Here is a 16,105-nt window from a genome sequence, read left to right as displayed (position 1 = left end):
CACACGTCGTGAGCGGCGGCGACCTCAGCAGCCGAAAGGGCGTCAACGTCCCCGGCGTCGAACTGGGGCTGAGCGTCGTCACCGAGAAGGACAGAAACGACCTGCAACTCGCGGCCGAGAAGGGCGTGGACTTCGTCGCCGCGAGCTTCGTCCGTGACGCGGACGACGTCTACGAGATCAGCAAGGTGCTGGAGGAGTTCGGTGCCGACATTCCTATCATCGCCAAAATCGAGCGGAGCGGCGCGGTCGACAATCTGGAGGAAATCGTCGACGCGGCCTACGGCGTGATGGTCGCGCGCGGTGACCTCGGCGTCGAGTGCCCGATGGAGGACGTGCCGATGATCCAAAAGCGCATCATCCGGACGTGCCAGCAGGCGGGCGTCCCCGTCATCACCGCGACCGAGATGCTTGATTCGATGGTTCACTCCCGTCGCCCCACGCGCGCGGAGGCCTCCGACGTGGCCAACGCCGTCCTCGACGGCACGGACGCCGTCATGCTCTCGGGCGAGACGGCGATCGGCGAGCACCCCGTCCGCGTCGTGGAGACGATGGACAGGATCGTTCGCGAAGCCGAAGGGAGCGACGAGTACGCGGAGACGCTCGAACAGCGCGTTCCGGCCGGTGACGAGACACGAACGGACGCCATCGCTCGCTCCGCCCGTTATCTGGCCCGCGACATCGGCGCGAGTGCCGTGGTCGCCGCCAGCGAATCCGGGTACACCGCACTGAAGGTGGCGAAGTTCCGCCCCGGCGTGCCCATCGTGGCGACGACGCCGAACGACCGGGTTCGACGCACGCTCGCCCTATCATGGGGTGTCAACGCCCAGTACACCGACCTCGGTCACAGCGTGGAGAACATCGTCGAGGACGGCGTCCAAGCCGCGCTCGATGCCGGGGTCGCCGAAAGCGGCGATACCGTCGTCGTCCTCACGGGCATGATGAGCGAACTCGACGGCTCGGATACGGCGAACATGCTGAAGGTCCACGTCGCCGCCGAAACCATCGCCACCGGACGCAGTGTCGTTCGCGGCCAGGCCGCCGGTCCGGTCTCGCGCTCCTCGACCGGCGACCTCTCGGAGATCACCGACGGCGGGATTCTCGTCCTCGAACCGAACTTCGACGGCGAGTTCACCGGCGATACCGGACGTATCGCTGGCATCGTGGACTCTCGCCCGGGAATGACCGGCTACCCGGCACTGGTCGCGCGCGAACTCGACATCCCGATGATAAGCGGCGCACCGCTCGGCCCAACCGTCGACGACGGCGACGAAGTCACCCTCGACGCCGAACGCGGCGTCGTGTACGAGGGCGACGTCCGCTCCTCCGACCGGTCGTAATCCGATTTTTCGTCGTCCGTCTTTTCGTAGCCAGCCTTTTGGTTGCCCGTCGCGTATCTTGACGTATGTCCGACTGGAAGTACGACGTGGAGGACGTCGGTGAGGATGCCGACGACACGCCATCCGACATATTCTCCGAGGAGGAACCCCTCGAACCGGGGTCCCCATCGGCCGAGAACGTGCTGTTCGTTCTCCTCGGTGCCCTTACCGTTCTGTTCGTCTTTCTCCACGCCATCGGGGTCGCGTAACCCACAAACCCTTAATCGTTCGACACCAACCCCCAACCATGGCATCGCCCTTCGATTCGCTCGCGCTCTTGCTCGTCATCGCGGGCGCGGGGCTCACGTTGGCGGAAGCGCTCATTCCCGGCGCACACTTCATCGTCGTCGGCATCGCGCTCCTGCTCGCCGGATTGGTCGCGTTCCTCTTTCCGCCGCTTGCCCAACCGTTCGTGCTCTCGTTCCTCGTCCTCGCGTTCGGCGCGATCTCGTTCTACGGCTATCGTCACCTCGACCTCTACGGCGGCAAGGGGTCCGGGAGGACGAAGGATTCAGACTCCTTGAAAGGGACCACCGGCCAAGTGACTGAGCGCGTGACGCGTTCGGAAGGACAGGTGAAACTGGATAGCGGCGGCTTCAACCCCTACTACGCCGCCCGAACCATGGACGGCGAGATTCCGGAAGGAACGGAAGTGATGGTCATGGACCCCGGCGGCGGGAACGTCGTCACGGTCGAACCCGTCGATTTCATCGAGGACCCCATCGACCGTGAACTCGCACGCGGACGGGCCGACGCGAACCGAGCGGAAACGGACCGTGCGGAGCGGGAAACCGAGGAACTGTAATTATCCTCCCTTTTATTGTCGGATCATATAGGATAAAGTAGCAGAATACTTAACAAGTATGTATCCCAACATCCGAACGTAATGCTGCCCACAATACCCCTGCAGAGCGCCCCACTGACTGGGGGGCTAATGATCGTCGCACTGTTGTTGTTACTGCTCGTTATCGTTACGGTCTGGCAGGCCGTCGAAATCGTGCAGGCGACCGAGAAGCGCGCTCTAACCGTCTTCGGGGAGTACCGAAAACTCCTCGAACCGGGTATCAACTTCGTGCCGCCGTTCGTCAGCAAGACCTACCGCTTCGATATGCGGACACAGACGCTCGACGTGCCGCGACAGGAGGCCATCACGCGCGACAACTCGCCCGTGACCGCCGACGCCGTCGTCTACATCAAGGTGATGGACGCGAAGAAGGCGTTCCTCGAAGTCGAGGACTACAAGCGCGCCGTCTCGAACCTCGCCCAGACGACGCTTCGTGCCGTCCTCGGTGACATGGAACTCGACGACACGCTCAACAAGCGACAGGAGATCAACGCGAAGATCCGCCGCGAACTCGACGAACCCACGGACGAGTGGGGGATTCGCGTCGAGAGCGTCGAGGTCCGTGAGGTCAACCCGTCCAAGGACGTCCAGCAGGCGATGGAGCAACAGACTAGCGCCGAACGGAAACGCCGTGCCATGATCCTCGAAGCGCAGGGTGAACGCCGCAGCGCCATCGAGACGGCGGAGGGTGACAAGCAGTCCAACATCATCCGCGCGCAAGGTGAAAAGCAGAGCCAGATCCTCGAAGCACAGGGTGATGCGGTTTCGACCGTGCTTCGCGCGAAGTCCGCCGAGTCGATGGGTGAACGCGCCGTCATCGAGAAGGGAATGGAGACGCTCCAAGCCATCGGTGAGGGCGAGTCCACGACGTTCGTCCTCCCGCAGGAACTCTCCTCGCTGGTCGGCCGCTACGGCAAGCACCTGACCGGAAGCGACGTGAAAGAAGGAGAGTCGCAGTTGGACAGCCTCGACTTCGACGGCGAGACCCGCGAACTGCTCGGTCTCGACGATATCGACGAAATCCTCGGCCAGATCGACGAGGAAGCCGAGATGGACGTCGAGGAGATGGAGAAACAGGCACAGGCCATCAAAGAAGGCGAGGACAAGGCCCAAATCAAGAGCGCCGACGAGGTCATCGAGGAGATGGACGCCGAAATGGGCGGCGAGATGGAATCCGACGAAGTCGAGGAACCCGAGTCGAAGGAAGAGACCGAACTCGAAACCGAAGTCGAGTAAACAGCCCCCCTCCATTTTCCCGCGTATCGACTACGACGCCGTTTTCACACGCCGACACGCCAATATGGCTCACGCCGTGACGGTCGAGTGAACGACGACCGGAGTTCGGGTAACGTGATCGTGATTTTGATTACTGATATTTTGACACCTATCGTACTTCTCGCCCTGCTCGGAACCACTCGATTGTAATTGTCTCCCAAACGAAGCTGTTTTACGTTCCCCGGTTGTACCGATGTATAGATGGTTAAGCACGGGAACGTCGATGAAAATAAGCGCGCCACCCTTCGCCGCTTTGCGGTTTTAGGGGCTGCCGCGCCGCTCGCAAAACTCGCCGAGGGGAACCATTCCGGCGGGCAGAGCGAAGCCCGCGACGCGATCGCGGGCTACGTCACGACGACACCGGGCGCTCATTTCTCGAAGGTACGCGATGACCTGCAACTCGGCACCGGCGAGACACAACACCACCTCCGGCAACTGGTGGAACTCGGCGTGGTCGAAAGTCACCGGGATGGCGATTACCGGCGCTTCTTCCCGGCCAAACAGTTTTCGGCGTTCGAACAGGTCGCGTTGGGCTATCTCCGACGGGACACGCCGCGCGGAATGATGATCGAACTGCTCCGCAATCCCGACGCGACCGGCAGTGACCTCGCGGCCGCGCTCGACGTTTCCCGACCGACGGTGAGCAAATACGCCGCCGATTTGGACGAAAAAGGCCTGCTCTCGCGTGAGAACGGCTACGCCGTTCGACACCCGGAAACGCTCATCACACTGCTGGTCCGCTACGCTGATTCGTTCGATGCGAACGCGGAGCAGTTCGCCGGTGAAGCATCGAATCTGATTTCGTTCGATCCCTGAAAATCGGCCGTTTCTCGACATCTTATCGTCGTTTCCGTTTCGTTTGGGAGTAACGACTTTCGGGAAGATGAATGGATGACGGGCCCGGCCGGTGCCGGGCGGAAAACCGACTGGGACGACGCGTCGCGATTATGCGCTGACTTTCCACGTCGTGGAGGAGGAGTAGCCCCACTTCTCGACTTCCACGTCGAAGTTTCCGTCCGCGATTGCGGTCATGTTCGTGCCGACTTCCTTCGCGGTCAGCCCGAGTTCGTCGCCGATGAGTCGGGACTTGAAGTAGGTTTTTGTCGTGCCGTTTTCACGAAGGTAACGGAGAATTCGCTGTTGTTTGTCAGTAAGCGTCGTCGTACCAGCAGTCGTGGTGCTCATACTACTGTAGAAGATGGATACGACCTTAGTGGGTTTGGTACGAGCGGTTAACGCCACGCCCTCTTGTGATTTCTGTGAAAATATATGTGAATATAATTCCTCCCGCGGGGGTGGTTGGTACGGTTGGTTAACGCCACGTTTCGCGGCATGTGTCGCTCTGACTCATGACAATCGTGGCCCAGAAGCTACTTACGGTGCGAGGGTGAGACAGTTCCATAATGAGCGGTGGTTCTGTAGAGGTGAGCGTCGTCCTTCCGTCGTACAACGAGGAGGCGACCATAGAGAACACCGTCGAGACAACCCTCGACACATTGGAATCGTTTCTCCCTCCAGATAGTTTCGAAGTGATCGTTGCCGAAGACGGCTGTGACGACCGAACGCCGGAAATCGCAGACCGAATGGCGGCCCAGGACAAACGGGTTCGCCACTTCCACAGTGACGAACGGTTGGGACGCGGAGGAGCATTGAATCGCGCATTCGAAGAGTCAAACGGAGAGACACTCGTCTACTTCGACACCGACCTCGCGACGGACATGCGACATCTCGAAGAATTGGTCGAGAGTGTCCGTTCAGGCGAGTACGACTTCGCGACGGGGTCGCGGTGGATGCCCGAAAACGTCGCCGACCGCCCGGCGAAACGTGACGTTGCGAGCCGTGGTTTCAACGGGTTGACGCGTCTGTTCCTCCGTTCGGACCTTCGTGACCACCAGTGTGGGTTCAAGGCGTTCGACCGGACCGCCCTGTTCGACGTGCTCGCGGACGTCGGGGACAACCACTGGTTCTGGGACACGGAAGTCCTCGTTCGGGCACAGCGCAAGGGCTACGAAATAAAGGAGTTCTCCGTGGACTGGACGCCGAAGGGCGACACAAAGGTGGACCTCGTCCGCGACGTGTTCGGCATGGGGAGCCAGATCGGTCGCTGTTGGTGGGAGTTCACCGTCGTACCGCGAATCACCCGCGGCGTCTCCATCGCCGTCGGGGTCCTGTTGACCATCATCGCCGTCGCGCTGATGGGTCGATACCTCCCGCTCGGGAAGGTGCTCGACCAGATGGAGCACGCGAACCTCGCACTGGTCGCTCTCGCGGCCGTGGTGTACGTGTTCTCGTGGCCGCTCCGCGGCGTTCGGTACAAGAACATCCTCGAAAAACTCGGTTACACCGAAAGCACCGGTTTCCTCACCGGCGCGATATTCATCAGCCAGACCGGGAACCTCGTGTTCCCCGCCCGACTCGGTGACGGCGTCCGTGCCTACGTGATGAAGGCCCGGCGCAACATCCCGTACCCGTCCGGCTTTGCGTCGCTTGCGGTCGAACGGGTGTTCGACCTGCTGACGATAACCGTCCTCGCCGGTGTCGTCCTCATCGGACTGACCGTGACGGGACAGGCGGCCACCATCGTACAGGCCGTCACCGGTGCGAAACACGCGGATGCGGCACGAACCGCGGTGTACGTCGCCGCCGGTGTCGGCGTCCTCGCAATCGCGGCAGTCGCCGTCATCATCGCCAGCGCACGTTCGGACAGCAACCTCGTCCGTTCGTTCGTCACGCGGGTCAGTTCCGACTCGTACGCGAACCACATCGCGGGCATCGTGGAGCGCTTCACCGGCGACGTGCAGATGGTCGCAAACGACCGTGAAGCCTTCGCGAGCGTCGGTCTGAGCAGTCTCGCGATCTGGTCGCTCGACGTGCTGACGGCCATCCTCGTGCTGACCGCGTTCCGCGACGTGTCGCTGACCCTCGTCACGCTGGTCGCCATCGGCTTCTTCGCCGTCAGCGTCGGCAACCTCGCCAAGGTCCTTCCGCTGTCACCCGGCGGCGTTGGCCTGTACGAGGCCGCGTTCACGGTCTTCGTCGCGGGTCTGACCCCGATTCCGTGGGAGGTCGCACTCGGCGCGGCTATCGTCGACCACGCGGTGAAGAACGTCGTCACGCTCGTCGGCGGCGTCGGGTCGATGTTCTCGCTCAACGTCTCGCTGACCCAAGCGGTCGAGGAGGGACGCGACGTGTCGGTCGAGGAACCGGCCTCGCTCGACGATTAATAGAATTCGGTGACGAACGGGGCGAGCGCCCCCGCCACCGCGTGTTCCAACGCTTCCTGTCGGTCGATGATTCCGTCCGTGAGCGCCCCCGCTGCACCCTGCTTTTTCGCCACGTCGTCCTCGCCGAGGGTGTCGTCCATCACCGGTCCGAGTTCCTCGCCGTCCCGTATCCGTTCGGCGACCGATTCCGGAAGCTTTAGTCGCGGTCCGGCACCGTGGCCCATCGTCTCGCCGTCCGTCACGGCGGCCCACATGATGAGATACAATCCGTCCGTTCCCGAAACCTCGGCGACGCCGCCTTCCAAACCGACGCCGAGGTCGTACTCGCCGGAACGGACGACTCGCCGGGCGCGATTCTCCGCTCCCTCGACGGTCTCCCCTTCTCCGAACGGTTGTTCCGCGACCCCCGACTCGACGGGGTCGGATTCGACGAGAGCGTCGAATCGCCCGCCGAGGGCGGCTTCCACTGCGGCCACTTTCACTGGGTTTCCACTGCCGACTCCGATTCGCATGGTCGTCGTCTCTCGTCCGCCGACTTGGTGATTGCTACTCAGTCGTTTGGCTCGATGGCGTCCGGGTGCAGTATCCGGGCCATCGTCTCGATGCCATCGAGCAGTCGCGGACTCGACTGGTTCAACAGCGAGTCATCGAGGACGTGGACGGCATCGTTCTCGACCGCCGGAATTTCCCACTCACGGTCGAGAACGGCCTCGGGGTCGCTTCGCTCCCCTCGTCCGCAGACGTGGAGGAACACGTGTTCCGGGTTCGCCGCCTCGACGTCCGCCGAACCCACTTCGCGGGAGCGCTCCCCCGCTGGCAGAAACGGATACTCCCCGCCAGCGGCCCGCACCGCATCGGGAACCCAGTTTCCGGCGGCGGTCGGTGGCTCGGACCACTCCTCGCAGTAGACGGTCGGTCTCGGCCGCCCGCGCACCAGTCGGCGAACGCGTTCGATACGACTCCGGGCACGCCACGCGAGGTCGTGTCCCGCTTGCGGTTTCCCGAGTGCCCGGCCGACCGTCGCGAACGAGTCGATGACGTCGCCGAGCGTTCGCGGATCGACGTGAACGACGCGGTAGTCACGGTCGCGGAGTTCGTCGCGCACGTCCGCTTGTAACGAGTCCGTCGTCACGACGAGGTCCGGGTCACACGCTCGAATCGCCTCGTAATCCGGGTTCAGCCACCCGCCGACTGCGGGAACGTCGTCCGAATCGACTCCGCAGTGGTGCGTGACGCCGACGAGCATGTCTGTCGCGTCGAGTTCCCATACGATTTCGGTGACACTCGGTGCGAGCGACACGACGCGGGCTGACTCCATGGGAGTCGATTCGTTCTGGTGTGAGTAAACAGTTCGTTACCGGACGGTAATCCCTTCTTAAACATTTCGCTCGGTTGACGCCAAACGGCGACTTCACGCCCCGTGTGACTGTTTCACGAACTCACGGGGCGTCAAAAACGAATTCTTTAAGTACCTTTCGTCATAACCACGAGTTAAGACTGCGGTATCCGGGTTTTTCGGGATTAACCTGCCCGGTAGCCGACGCTCCCTCTGAGGAGGTACTGCACATGCAAAACACGAGTATTCGAACGAGAAGCAACGAATCCGAAGTAGAGAAAAGCGGGCAGAAAGGCCAAACCTGCCCCGAATGTAGCGGCAAGCTCATCGCCGATTCGGGCCAGGGCGAAACGATTTGTGAAGACTGTGGTCTGGTCGTCGAAGTGGATAACGTCGACCGCGGGCCGGAGTGGCGCGCATTCGACGCCAAGGAGAAAAACGAGAAGTCCCGCGTCGGCGCGCCGACGACGAACACGATGCACGACAAGGGGCTCTCGACCAACATCGACTGGCGAAACAAGGACGCCTACGGTAACTCGCTCGGCTCCCGCCAGCGCGAGAAGATGCAGCGCCTCCGCAAGTGGAACGAGCGCTTCCGCACCCGCGACAGCAAGGAACGCAACCTCAAGCAGGCGCTCGGCGAAATCGACCGCATGGCGAGCGCGCTCGGCCTCCCGGACAACGTCCGCGAGATGGCCAGCGTCATTTACCGCCGTGCACTGAACGAGGACCTCCTGCCGGGCCGTTCCATCGAGGGCGTTTCGACCTCGTGTGTGTACGCCGCCGCCCGACAGGCCGGTGTGCCGCGCAGTTTGGACGAGATCACCGAGGTCAGCCGCGTCGAGAAGAGCGAAGTCGCACGAACCTACCGCTATGTCGTGCGCGAACTCAGCCTCGAAGTCAAACCCGCCGACCCCGAGAGCTACGTCCCGCGATTCGCGTCCGGACTCGAACTCTCGGACGAGGCAGAACATCGCGCCCGCGAACTCCTCCGCAACGCGAAGGAACAGGGCGTTCACAGCGGGAAATCGCCCGTCGGACTCGCCGCGGCCGCCGTCTACGCCGCCGCGCTGTTGACCAACGAGAAGACCACGCAGGCCGAGGTCAGCGACGTGGCCGACATCAGCGAAGTCACCATCCGAAACCGCTATCACGAGCTGCTCGAAGCCGAAGAAGGAACCGTTGCGCTGTAGACGAGTTTGAAAAGAGGTTTTTACGCCGCGCCGATACATTCAGGCAGCTACTGCAATGGAAACCGAGCACGAGATTCACGTCGGTGATGCACGCGACAACTCGCTTCCCGACGATTCGATGGATCTCGTCGTCACGTCGCCCCCCTATCCGATGATAGAGATGTGGGACGACCTGTTCGGCGAGGTGAACTCCGCCATCGAAACCGCGCTGGAGCGAGGCGACGGCGATACCGCATTCGAGTTGATGCACGACGAACTCGACGCCGTCTGGGCCGAAGTCACCCGCGTGTTGAAGCCCGGCGGGATCGCGGTGGTAAACGTCGGCGATGCGACGCGGAAGGTGGACGGAACCTTCCAGTCGTTTCCCAACCACGCCCGAGTGCTCCGCCATCTCCGCGAGCGGGGACTCAAACCCCTCCCCGACATTCTCTGGCGCAAGCCGTCGAACCGCTTGACGAAGTTCATGGGGTCGGGGATGCTCCCGCCGAACGCGTACACCGCACTCGAACACGAATACCTCCTCGTCTTCCGTAATGGCGACACCCGCGAATTCGAACCCGGTATCGACCACCGCTACGAGTCGGTGTACTTCTGGGAGGAGCGAAACGAGTGGTTTTCCGACCTCTGGACGAACGTCCGCGGCGAGGAGCAGTTGCTGGACCACGGCGACCTCCGCGAGCGTTCGGCGGCGTTCCCGTTCGAACTCCCGTACCGCCTCATCTCCATGTTTTCCGTCTACGGCGACACGGTTTTTGACCCGTTTTGGGGAACCGGAACCACCTCGCTCGCCGCGATGGTCGCCGGGCGAAATTCCGTCGGTTACGAACTCGAAGCCGACTTCACGGAACTGTTCGCGGAGCGGGTCGCCGCCGTCGAGGAACTCTCACGCGAAATCGTCGGCGAACGACTCGACGACCACCGCGAGTTCGTTTCCGACCACGACGGACTGCTCAAATATGACGCCCGTAACTACGACTTCCCCGTCAAGACCGCCCAGGAACGGGATATTTTGCTGTACGAGGTGAGCGACGTGGAACGCGACGGGACGCGATTTTTCGCCACACACGAACCGTACTCCGAGTAATCTTTTATTCATCGACGCGAATTCGAAGCCATGAACTTCGATTCCTTTTCGCTCGCCGTGAGCACGGCCGACCTCGGCGACGAACCTCCTGCCCGCGACCACGCGGACCTCGTGGAGTTTCGGATGGACCTCGCGGACGACCCCCTCCCGTCGTTGTCCGCCTACGACGGCGAACTCCCCATCCTCGTCACCAACCGCGTCGCGTGGGAGGGCGGCGAGGCCACCGGTGACGAGCGACTGGACGACCTGGCTGAAGCCGCCGAACATCCGTCAGCCGTCGCGGTGGACATCGAACTCGAAACTCTGCTCACGGAGCAGGGCAAGGAAGCCGCCGCCCACGCACGCGACAACGACGCGCTCGTCGTCGCTTCGGTCCACGATTTCGAGGCGACGCCCTCCCAGAAACGGATGCGCGAACTGCTCGAAAACTGTACCGACCACGCCGACGTGGGAAAACTCGCCGTCACCGCCCACTCCCGTTCGGACGTACTCGACGTACTCCGCATGACGAACCTCCTCACGGAATACGGCCGAACCGTCGCCACCCTCGCCATGGGCGAAGTCGGCCGCCACTCGCGGGCAGTCGCCCCCATCTACGGGTCGAGAATCGGCTACGCGCCCCTCGACCCGTCCGACGCGACCGCGCCGGGGCAGTACGATTTGGCCACCCTGTCGCGGCTTGTGGACGAGTTGCGAGGGGAATAGCTCGGGAGAAGCCTCCTTTCTATCCCACGACCGTCGCGCACGACGATCCGATTGTCACACGCCAGCCGTCGAGGGAAAAAATGATAACGTAATGAACCGTACTCGAACATATGGTCACTACTCATACCATCAAACGGCGTCGCTCCCACCTGAGCGGAGTCGCCACCCTCGTCGGCGGGTTCGGCGTTTTCCTCGGTGCGGCCGCCGGACTCCACGCATCGAGCGTCGGACTCGTATCCCTCCTCGCAGCTATCGGCGTCGCGTTCCTCGAAGTTCACCACACGTCTCGCTATCGTGGCGCGATTTCGCTCCCCCTCGCGGCGACCGGTGTGATGGTTCTCCTCTGGACGACCCTCGCCCAACCTGCGGACCCGAGCTATGCGTTCGGCGGCCTCCTTTTCGTGGTCTTCGGACTCGCGAACCTCCTCGGCCTGAGCGCCGTCAGGAGGACGTTCCGCGAGCTCGGCGAGGCCGCCGGATGGCACTTTCAGTGAACCGACCACCCCTCCACTACGTTCGCTGACTCTCGTTTTTCGAGGGGATACCCGGGCAACTCACCACATCGGAAGAGTTTAACACACTCCGTCAGCTATCAACGACTAGTGACACGGAAGAAAAAACGCCCATGGCTCGCTGCCCTCGGTTCCTTCGTCTATCCGGGATTGGGGCATTTCTACCTCCGTCAGTGGCTTCGCGGGTTCCTCTGGTTCGGATTCATGTTGCTCACTGCCTACTTCTTCATCCCTCCAGCGGTGGCTAACGAGCTATCCGTCGCGATTCAGAACAACGACATGGCCGCCTACTCACAGGCGACCCGGAACCTCGGCTTCGATGTCTCCCTCCCGCTCCTGTTCGTCTCGGTGTGTAACATCATCGATGCGTACTGGTCCGCAGTTCGGAACAACCGCGTCGTCCAAGAGGCGGCGGACGGGACGATACGCTGTCCCAACTGCGGCCGAAAAGTGGATCCGGAGTTCGACTTTTGTCAGTGGTGTTCGTCGTCGATAGACGCCGAATCTACTGCTCGATAATACTCTCTTCGACGCTCTCGCCGAAGTGCCGTGCGCCGCCCTCCAAGAAAAGTTTGACCTCATCGCCGACGTCGAGGTCCGTCACGGCCTTTCTCCCGTCCGGCGTGGCGACTTTGATGGTTTCGGCGTTCTGCAGTAGCGTCTCCACCCGGTCGCCGTCCTTCGTTTCCACCTGAACTCGGAACATGGGCCGCTTCTCGATCTTCACCCGACCGACCACCGCTTCGCGGGTGTTGCCGTCGGTATCGACCAACTGGACCTCGTCACCGCTTTGGAGTTCAGCGAGGTATTTCGTTCCGCCGTCGGGGACGCGGACGTAGGCGTGAACCGCGCCCGCGTTCACCCGGAACGGGCGTGAGGCGACGTAAGGCGATTCGGCCGTCTCGGCGTGGACGAAGAAGAGACCGCGGGACATCGACCCGACGAGCATCCCCTCGTCGTGTTCCATCAACGAGCCGGTATCAACACAGACGCGGTCCGCGCTGCCGGTTTGTTCGATGGCGAGGACTTCACCCCACTCCAACTCCAGCGTCTCGCGTTCGGCGGCGTCGCGCACCTCCACCGTCGAGCGAATCTCGTCCGGGTTGTCGCTGTCCAACAGCACGGCGTCAGCGCCGAGTTCCAGCGTCTCGAAGGCGGTCCGTGCCTCCTCGGCGTTCGTGACACCCGCGACGAGTTCCGTCTCCTCGCCGATGCGCGCGATGAGGTTTTCGAGCGGGATGATGGTCCAGTCCTCGCCGACGATGACGGTATAGTCGGCGTCCTCCGCCGCGGCTTGGGCGAACGATTCGTACTCCTCGCCCAGAATTCGGACGTAGGCACCTTCCGCCTCGTCCTCACGCCTGAGCGTCGAGAGGTCGGCGGAGCCGGAGAAATCCGAGGGGAGGTCTACCGTCCCATCTCCTTCGCCGTTCTTTCCGACGATTCGGGCGTCGGCGCGCTCGCGCTCGCCTCCGTCCTCCTCCGCGTCGAAGACGTGGATGTCCCCATCGCTATGGAACGCCGCCACGTTCACGTCACCGAGTTCTCGAACGTGCTCGACATCGTCATCATCGACCAAAATCCAGTCCACACCGGCTTCCAAACCGGCCGTGATTCGTTTGCGTCGAGTCTCCCAATCGCCGACGCTGTCGTCGGCTTTCAACCATACGGAGCGTGTCATGCTGAATCGCTCGCAGTCGTATGGCTTGAACGTGGCGGAATCCGCAACTTCTTGCCATCGTTGTCGTCGCAAGTTCGCACTCAGTAGGTTTTTCTTCCGTCTCGAATATCACTACCAAATGACTGATCTCGATGCGATCCTCTTCGACCTCGATTCGACGCTGTGCGTCTCGGACCAAGACGAGGAGGCACTCGTCGCGGAGGCGTTCGACCGCGTTTCCGTCGAACAGTACTGTACGCTCGACGATATCGTCGCGGCAGTGGACGGCATCCCGACCGCCGAAACGCCACACGAGTTCTACAAATTCTGTTTCGACGCCACCGCTCGGAACGCGGGTGTCGAGGACGCACACGCTTCGGAACTCGCCTCCGCGTACGAGGCGTGCCTCGACCATTCAGCGGTTTCGTTTCGCCCCGGCGCGAAAGCGGCGCTGGAAGCGGCCAGCGAGACGAACGTCGCCCTCGTGACGAACGGGGACGAGGAGACCCAGACCGTCAAACTGGAAACGCTCGGGATTACCGACGCCTTCGACACGCACGTCTTCGTCGACCCTCGCGGCGGGGTTCCGCCGAAACCGGACCCGACGCCGTTCGAGCGTGCCCTGAGCGAACTCGACGTGAAAGCCGAAAACACGATCCACGTCGGCGATTCGCTCCGCGCGGACGTGGCTGGGGCGAACGCTTTCGGTATCGACTCCGTGTGGGTCCCCTACGAAGAACGGGTCACGAATCCAACCCCCGAACCGATGTACACGCTCCCGTCGCTCGCGGAATTTCCGACTATCCTGTAGAAATCAGACTTCGACCGACAGCCCCGCTTCGTCCAGCGCGTCCTCGGCGGAGAGGTCGTCGTGGACGACGCCCGAAACCGCCCGTGCGATGGCTTCCGGATCGTCGTGCTGGAAGACCGACCGGCCGATGGAGACGCCCGCGCCCCCGGCGTCCATCGCGCCGCGAACCGCTTCGAGGGTTGCCTTGTCGCCCTCGGGCGCACCACCGGCGATGACGACGGGGAGGCGCGTCGATTCCACGACGTGCTCGAAGCTCTCGGGGTCGCCGCTGTAGGCCGTCTTCACCACGTCAGCGCCGAGTTCCTCCGCCAATCGTACCGCGTGGCCGAGGCTTTCGGCGTCGTGTTCGTCGATCCCCGGTCCGCGAGCGTAGGACATGGCGAGGACGGGTATCCCGAACTTGCTCGCCGTATCGCAGACCTCCGCAAGGTCGGTGATCTGTTTGGGTTCGTAGTTGCTGCCGACGTTGAGGTGGAGGGACACGGCGTCGGCCCCGGCCGCGATGGCCTCCTGTACAGTCCCCGTCATCCGTTTGTCGTTCGAGTCCGGGCCGATAACGGTAGAAGCGTTCAGATGGACGATGTACCCCGCGTCGTTCTTGTGGTCGTGGACGCGCGATGCGATTCCCTTCTGGGTGAGGACGGCGTCGGCACCGCCCCGCGTCACCGCGCCGATGGTCGATTCGATGTCTTTCAGTCCCTTTACCGCGCCCAGTGTGATGCCGTGGTCCATCGGGACGATGACGTAGCGCCCGTCGGACCCGATTCGGTCGAGTCGTGCTGTGATTCCTGTGTCCATAGTATGTTAAAGAGTCCCAATCTAGTTTGAAGTTCGTTCCGGTTCCGGTATATCCTGTCTCCCTTTGCGTGCCCCGGATTTGAGTTCAGCGGCTTTGGCTTCGAGGCGTTCCGCGACGTCCTCGCCGGAGGCGACGATGTCGACGAGCGCGCTCCCGACGACGACGCCGTCCGCGCCCGCCGAGACGATCTCCCGGGCGTGTTCGCCCTCGCTCACGCCGAACCCGACCGCCTTCGGCAAGTCGCTTCCGGCCAGTCGTTGGAGGCTTTCGTGCGTATCGCCGCTCACGTCTTCCTGTGCGCCCGTCGTTCCCATCCGGGCCTGCACGTAGACGAACCCGGACGCTTGCGTGGAGATGCGTCGCTTGCGCCTATCGGTCGTCGTCGGCGCGACGATGAACACCAGATCGAGTCCGTATTCGTCACACGCCAGTCGGAGCGGACCGCTCTCCTCCACGGGGAGGTCCGGAACGATGAGTCCCGCGATACCGGCATCGGCGGCGGCGGAGACGAACGCTTCGACGCCCTCCTCGTCTCCATATTGGTAAATCAAATTGTAGTAGGTCATGCAGACGATGGGAACGTCCACGTCCAACTCCGAAACGAGGTCGAGATATTTTCGCGGGTTCATCCCGCCGTCCAACGCGCGCTGGATGGCGTTCTGAATCGTCGGGCCGTCCGCGATGGGTTCCGAGAACGGCAGGCCGAGTTCGATCACATCCGCGCCGCCGCGGACGAGCGCCCGGACGTACTCCTTCGTCTCCTCGATACCCGGGTCGCCAGCGACGACGTACGGAATCAGGGCCGGTTCGTCCGCAAAGGCTGATTCGAGGTCCGATTTCGAGTGGCTCATTCAAAAACCTCCAATCCGGGTGCCGCGTCGATGACACGTTTCTCGCTCTCCTCGATGACCGTGTCGAGGTCCTTGTCGCCGCGTCCGGAGACGTTGACGATAACGAGGTCGCCCAACTCGTCCAAGTCCGTTACCTCTTCGAGGAAAGCAACCGAGTGACTCGACTCCAGTGCGGGGATGATCCCCTCCAGTTTCGAGAGTCGGTGGAACGCTTCGAGGGCCGCGTCGTCGTCGACGTTGACCGGCGTCACTCGGCCGGTTTCGACGAGGTGAGCGAGTTCCGGTCCGACGCCGGAGTAGTCGAGTCCCGCGCTCACGCTGTGGGATTCGAGTATCTGTCCGTCCTCGCTCTGGAGCAGTTTCGTCCGCGCCCCGTGGAGGACGCCGTCCTCGCCGGTCGAAAGCGAGGCCGAATTCGGTGCGACGCCCTCGTCC

The 16,105-nt window shown here is 62.6% G+C and carries 18 protein-coding genes and 1 pseudogene; 12 read left to right on the top strand and 7 right to left on the bottom strand.

All coding sequences use genetic code 11. From position 1 onward, the window contains the following. From pyk to WBV42_RS15655, 5 genes are all read left to right on the top strand, one after another. The coding region (pyk, locus tag WBV42_RS15675; protein ID WP_423986848.1) for a pyruvate kinase at positions 1 to 1,337 on the top strand (1,337 nt) is incomplete at its 5' end. A gap of 65 nt (positions 1,338 to 1,402) precedes the next feature. Further along, a complete protein-coding gene (locus WBV42_RS15670; protein WP_423986847.1) occupies positions 1,403 to 1,585 on the top strand; it encodes a DUF7312 domain-containing protein in 183 nt (60 codons plus the stop codon). Positions 1,586 to 1,623: 38 nt separating this feature from the next. Beyond that, entirely contained in the window at positions 1,624 to 2,181 is a 558-nt protein-coding gene (locus tag WBV42_RS15665; protein ID WP_423986846.1) for an NfeD family protein, read from the top strand. Positions 2,182 to 2,262: 81 nt separating this feature from the next. Then, complete coding sequence (locus WBV42_RS15660) at positions 2,263 to 3,456, top strand: SPFH domain-containing protein (RefSeq protein ID WP_423986845.1); 1,194 nt, start codon at positions 2,263 to 2,265, stop codon at positions 3,454 to 3,456. A 240-nt stretch (positions 3,457 to 3,696) separates the two neighbouring features. Further along, positions 3,697 to 4,311 (top strand): winged helix-turn-helix transcriptional regulator, encoded by a 615-nt coding sequence (locus WBV42_RS15655; RefSeq protein ID WP_423986844.1) that lies wholly within the window; start codon positions 3,697 to 3,699, stop codon positions 4,309 to 4,311. A gap of 129 nt (positions 4,312 to 4,440) precedes the next feature. Here the strand turns inward: WBV42_RS15655 and WBV42_RS15650 are convergent, their stop codons facing one another. After that, on the bottom strand, positions 4,441 to 4,680 hold the full coding sequence (locus WBV42_RS15650) for a DUF7123 family protein (protein ID WP_066145204.1): 240 nt from the start codon (positions 4,678 to 4,680) through the stop codon (positions 4,441 to 4,443). Between the two features lie 218 nt (positions 4,681 to 4,898). Between WBV42_RS15650 and WBV42_RS15645 the strand changes: the two genes are divergently transcribed. After that, a complete protein-coding gene (locus WBV42_RS15645; RefSeq protein ID WP_423986843.1) occupies positions 4,899 to 6,719 on the top strand; it encodes a flippase-like domain-containing protein in 1,821 nt (606 codons plus the stop codon). Here WBV42_RS15645 and yjjX read toward each other — a convergent pair. Beyond that, on the bottom strand, positions 6,716 to 7,231 hold the full coding sequence (gene yjjX, locus WBV42_RS15640) for an inosine/xanthosine triphosphatase (protein ID WP_423986842.1): 516 nt from the start codon (positions 7,229 to 7,231) through the stop codon (positions 6,716 to 6,718). The genes WBV42_RS15645 and yjjX overlap by 4 nt on opposite strands. Positions 7,232 to 7,269: 38 nt before the next feature. Beyond that, positions 7,270 to 8,037, bottom strand: a complete 768-nt coding sequence (locus WBV42_RS15635) for a cobalamin-binding protein (protein ID WP_423986841.1) — start codon at positions 8,035 to 8,037, stop codon at positions 7,270 to 7,272. A 248-nt stretch (positions 8,038 to 8,285) separates the two neighbouring features. Here WBV42_RS15635 and WBV42_RS15630 point away from each other — a divergent pair, with 248 nt between their 5' ends. The 5 genes from WBV42_RS15630 to WBV42_RS15610 all read left to right on the top strand — a co-directional run bounded on the left by WBV42_RS15630 (position 8,286) and on the right by WBV42_RS15610 (position 12,068). Next, complete coding sequence (locus WBV42_RS15630) at positions 8,286 to 9,248, top strand: transcription initiation factor IIB (RefSeq protein WP_423986840.1); 963 nt, start codon at positions 8,286 to 8,288, stop codon at positions 9,246 to 9,248. Between the two features lie 55 nt (positions 9,249 to 9,303). Beyond that, positions 9,304 to 10,332: a DNA-methyltransferase gene (locus tag WBV42_RS15625; RefSeq protein ID WP_423986839.1), complete on the top strand. Its 1,029-nt coding sequence runs from the start codon at positions 9,304 to 9,306 to the stop codon at positions 10,330 to 10,332. A 30-nt stretch (positions 10,333 to 10,362) separates the two neighbouring features. Then, positions 10,363 to 11,037: a type I 3-dehydroquinate dehydratase gene (locus tag WBV42_RS15620; protein ID WP_423986838.1), complete on the top strand. Its 675-nt coding sequence runs from the start codon at positions 10,363 to 10,365 to the stop codon at positions 11,035 to 11,037. Positions 11,038 to 11,147: 110 nt separating this feature from the next. Next, a complete protein-coding gene (locus WBV42_RS15615) occupies positions 11,148 to 11,531 on the top strand; it encodes a hypothetical protein (RefSeq protein WP_423986837.1) in 384 nt (127 codons plus the stop codon). Between the two features lie 108 nt (positions 11,532 to 11,639). Continuing rightward, positions 11,640 to 12,068: a DUF7575 domain-containing protein gene (locus tag WBV42_RS15610; protein WP_423986836.1), complete on the top strand. Its 429-nt coding sequence runs from the start codon at positions 11,640 to 11,642 to the stop codon at positions 12,066 to 12,068. Here the strand turns inward: WBV42_RS15610 and WBV42_RS15605 are convergent. Then, complete coding sequence (locus tag WBV42_RS15605) at positions 12,055 to 13,230, bottom strand: 3-dehydroquinate synthase II (protein ID WP_423986835.1); 1,176 nt, start codon at positions 13,228 to 13,230, stop codon at positions 12,055 to 12,057. The genes WBV42_RS15610 and WBV42_RS15605 overlap by 14 nt on opposite strands. Before the next feature lie 118 nt (positions 13,231 to 13,348). Between WBV42_RS15605 and WBV42_RS15600 the strand changes: the two genes are divergently transcribed. Beyond that, on the top strand, positions 13,349 to 14,020 hold the full coding sequence (locus WBV42_RS15600; RefSeq protein ID WP_423986834.1) for an HAD family hydrolase: 672 nt from the start codon (positions 13,349 to 13,351) through the stop codon (positions 14,018 to 14,020). Positions 14,021 to 14,023: 3 nt separating this feature from the next. On the opposite strand, the gene WBV42_RS15595 is transcribed toward WBV42_RS15600, so the two are convergent. From WBV42_RS15595 to WBV42_RS15585, 3 genes and pseudogenes are all read right to left on the bottom strand, one after another. Then, a complete protein-coding gene (locus WBV42_RS15595; RefSeq protein WP_423986833.1) occupies positions 14,024 to 14,818 on the bottom strand; it encodes a 2-amino-3,7-dideoxy-D-threo-hept-6-ulosonate synthase in 795 nt (264 codons plus the stop codon). A gap of 21 nt (positions 14,819 to 14,839) precedes the next feature. After that, positions 14,840 to 15,670, bottom strand: a complete 831-nt coding sequence (gene trpA / locus WBV42_RS15590) for a tryptophan synthase subunit alpha (protein WP_423986832.1) — start codon at positions 15,668 to 15,670, stop codon at positions 14,840 to 14,842. Next, positions 15,667 to 16,105 (bottom strand): annotated as a pseudogene (locus WBV42_RS15585) (tryptophan synthase subunit beta); the annotation flags it as partial. The pseudogene WBV42_RS15585 and the gene trpA, both read right to left, overlap by 4 nt.

The organism is Haladaptatus sp. (genome assembly GCF_049589095.1).
Lineage (GTDB): Archaea > Halobacteriota > Halobacteria > Halobacteriales > Haladaptataceae > Haladaptatus.
Note: the sequence above shows the minus strand (reverse complement) of the source record. Positions and strands in the feature narration are given on the sequence as shown.

What these genes read in the sequence shown, in the direction of transcription:
- WBV42_RS15670 (WP_423986847.1), top strand. Translation starts at nt 1,403, where the DNA reads ATGTCCGACTGGAAGTACGACGTGGAGGACGTCGGTGAGGATGCCGAC.
- WBV42_RS15650 (WP_066145204.1), bottom strand. Translation starts at nt 4,680, where the DNA reads ATGAGCACCACGACTGCTGGTACGACGACGCTTACTGACAAACAACAG.
- WBV42_RS15655 (WP_423986844.1), top strand. Translation starts at nt 3,697, where the DNA reads ATGGTTAAGCACGGGAACGTCGATGAAAATAAGCGCGCCACCCTTCGC.
- WBV42_RS15600 (WP_423986834.1), top strand. Translation starts at nt 13,349, where the DNA reads ATGACTGATCTCGATGCGATCCTCTTCGACCTCGATTCGACGCTGTGC.
- WBV42_RS15625 (WP_423986839.1), top strand. Translation starts at nt 9,304, where the DNA reads ATGGAAACCGAGCACGAGATTCACGTCGGTGATGCACGCGACAACTCG.
- WBV42_RS15665 (WP_423986846.1), top strand. Translation starts at nt 1,624, where the DNA reads ATGGCATCGCCCTTCGATTCGCTCGCGCTCTTGCTCGTCATCGCGGGC.
- WBV42_RS15605 (WP_423986835.1), bottom strand. Translation starts at nt 13,230, where the DNA reads ATGACACGCTCCGTATGGTTGAAAGCCGACGACAGCGTCGGCGATTGG.
- WBV42_RS15645 (WP_423986843.1), top strand. Translation starts at nt 4,899, where the DNA reads ATGAGCGGTGGTTCTGTAGAGGTGAGCGTCGTCCTTCCGTCGTACAAC.
- WBV42_RS15615 (WP_423986837.1), top strand. Translation starts at nt 11,148, where the DNA reads ATGGTCACTACTCATACCATCAAACGGCGTCGCTCCCACCTGAGCGGA.
- WBV42_RS15660 (WP_423986845.1), top strand. Translation starts at nt 2,263, where the DNA reads ATGCTGCCCACAATACCCCTGCAGAGCGCCCCACTGACTGGGGGGCTA.
- WBV42_RS15620 (WP_423986838.1), top strand. Translation starts at nt 10,363, where the DNA reads ATGAACTTCGATTCCTTTTCGCTCGCCGTGAGCACGGCCGACCTCGGC.
- WBV42_RS15635 (WP_423986841.1), bottom strand. Translation starts at nt 8,037, where the DNA reads ATGGAGTCAGCCCGCGTCGTGTCGCTCGCACCGAGTGTCACCGAAATC.
- WBV42_RS15595 (WP_423986833.1), bottom strand. Translation starts at nt 14,818, where the DNA reads ATGGACACAGGAATCACAGCACGACTCGACCGAATCGGGTCCGACGGG.
- WBV42_RS15630 (WP_423986840.1), top strand. Translation starts at nt 8,286, where the DNA reads ATGCAAAACACGAGTATTCGAACGAGAAGCAACGAATCCGAAGTAGAG.
- yjjX (WP_423986842.1), bottom strand. Translation starts at nt 7,231, where the DNA reads ATGCGAATCGGAGTCGGCAGTGGAAACCCAGTGAAAGTGGCCGCAGTG.
- trpA (WP_423986832.1), bottom strand. Translation starts at nt 15,670, where the DNA reads ATGAGCCACTCGAAATCGGACCTCGAATCAGCCTTTGCGGACGAACCG.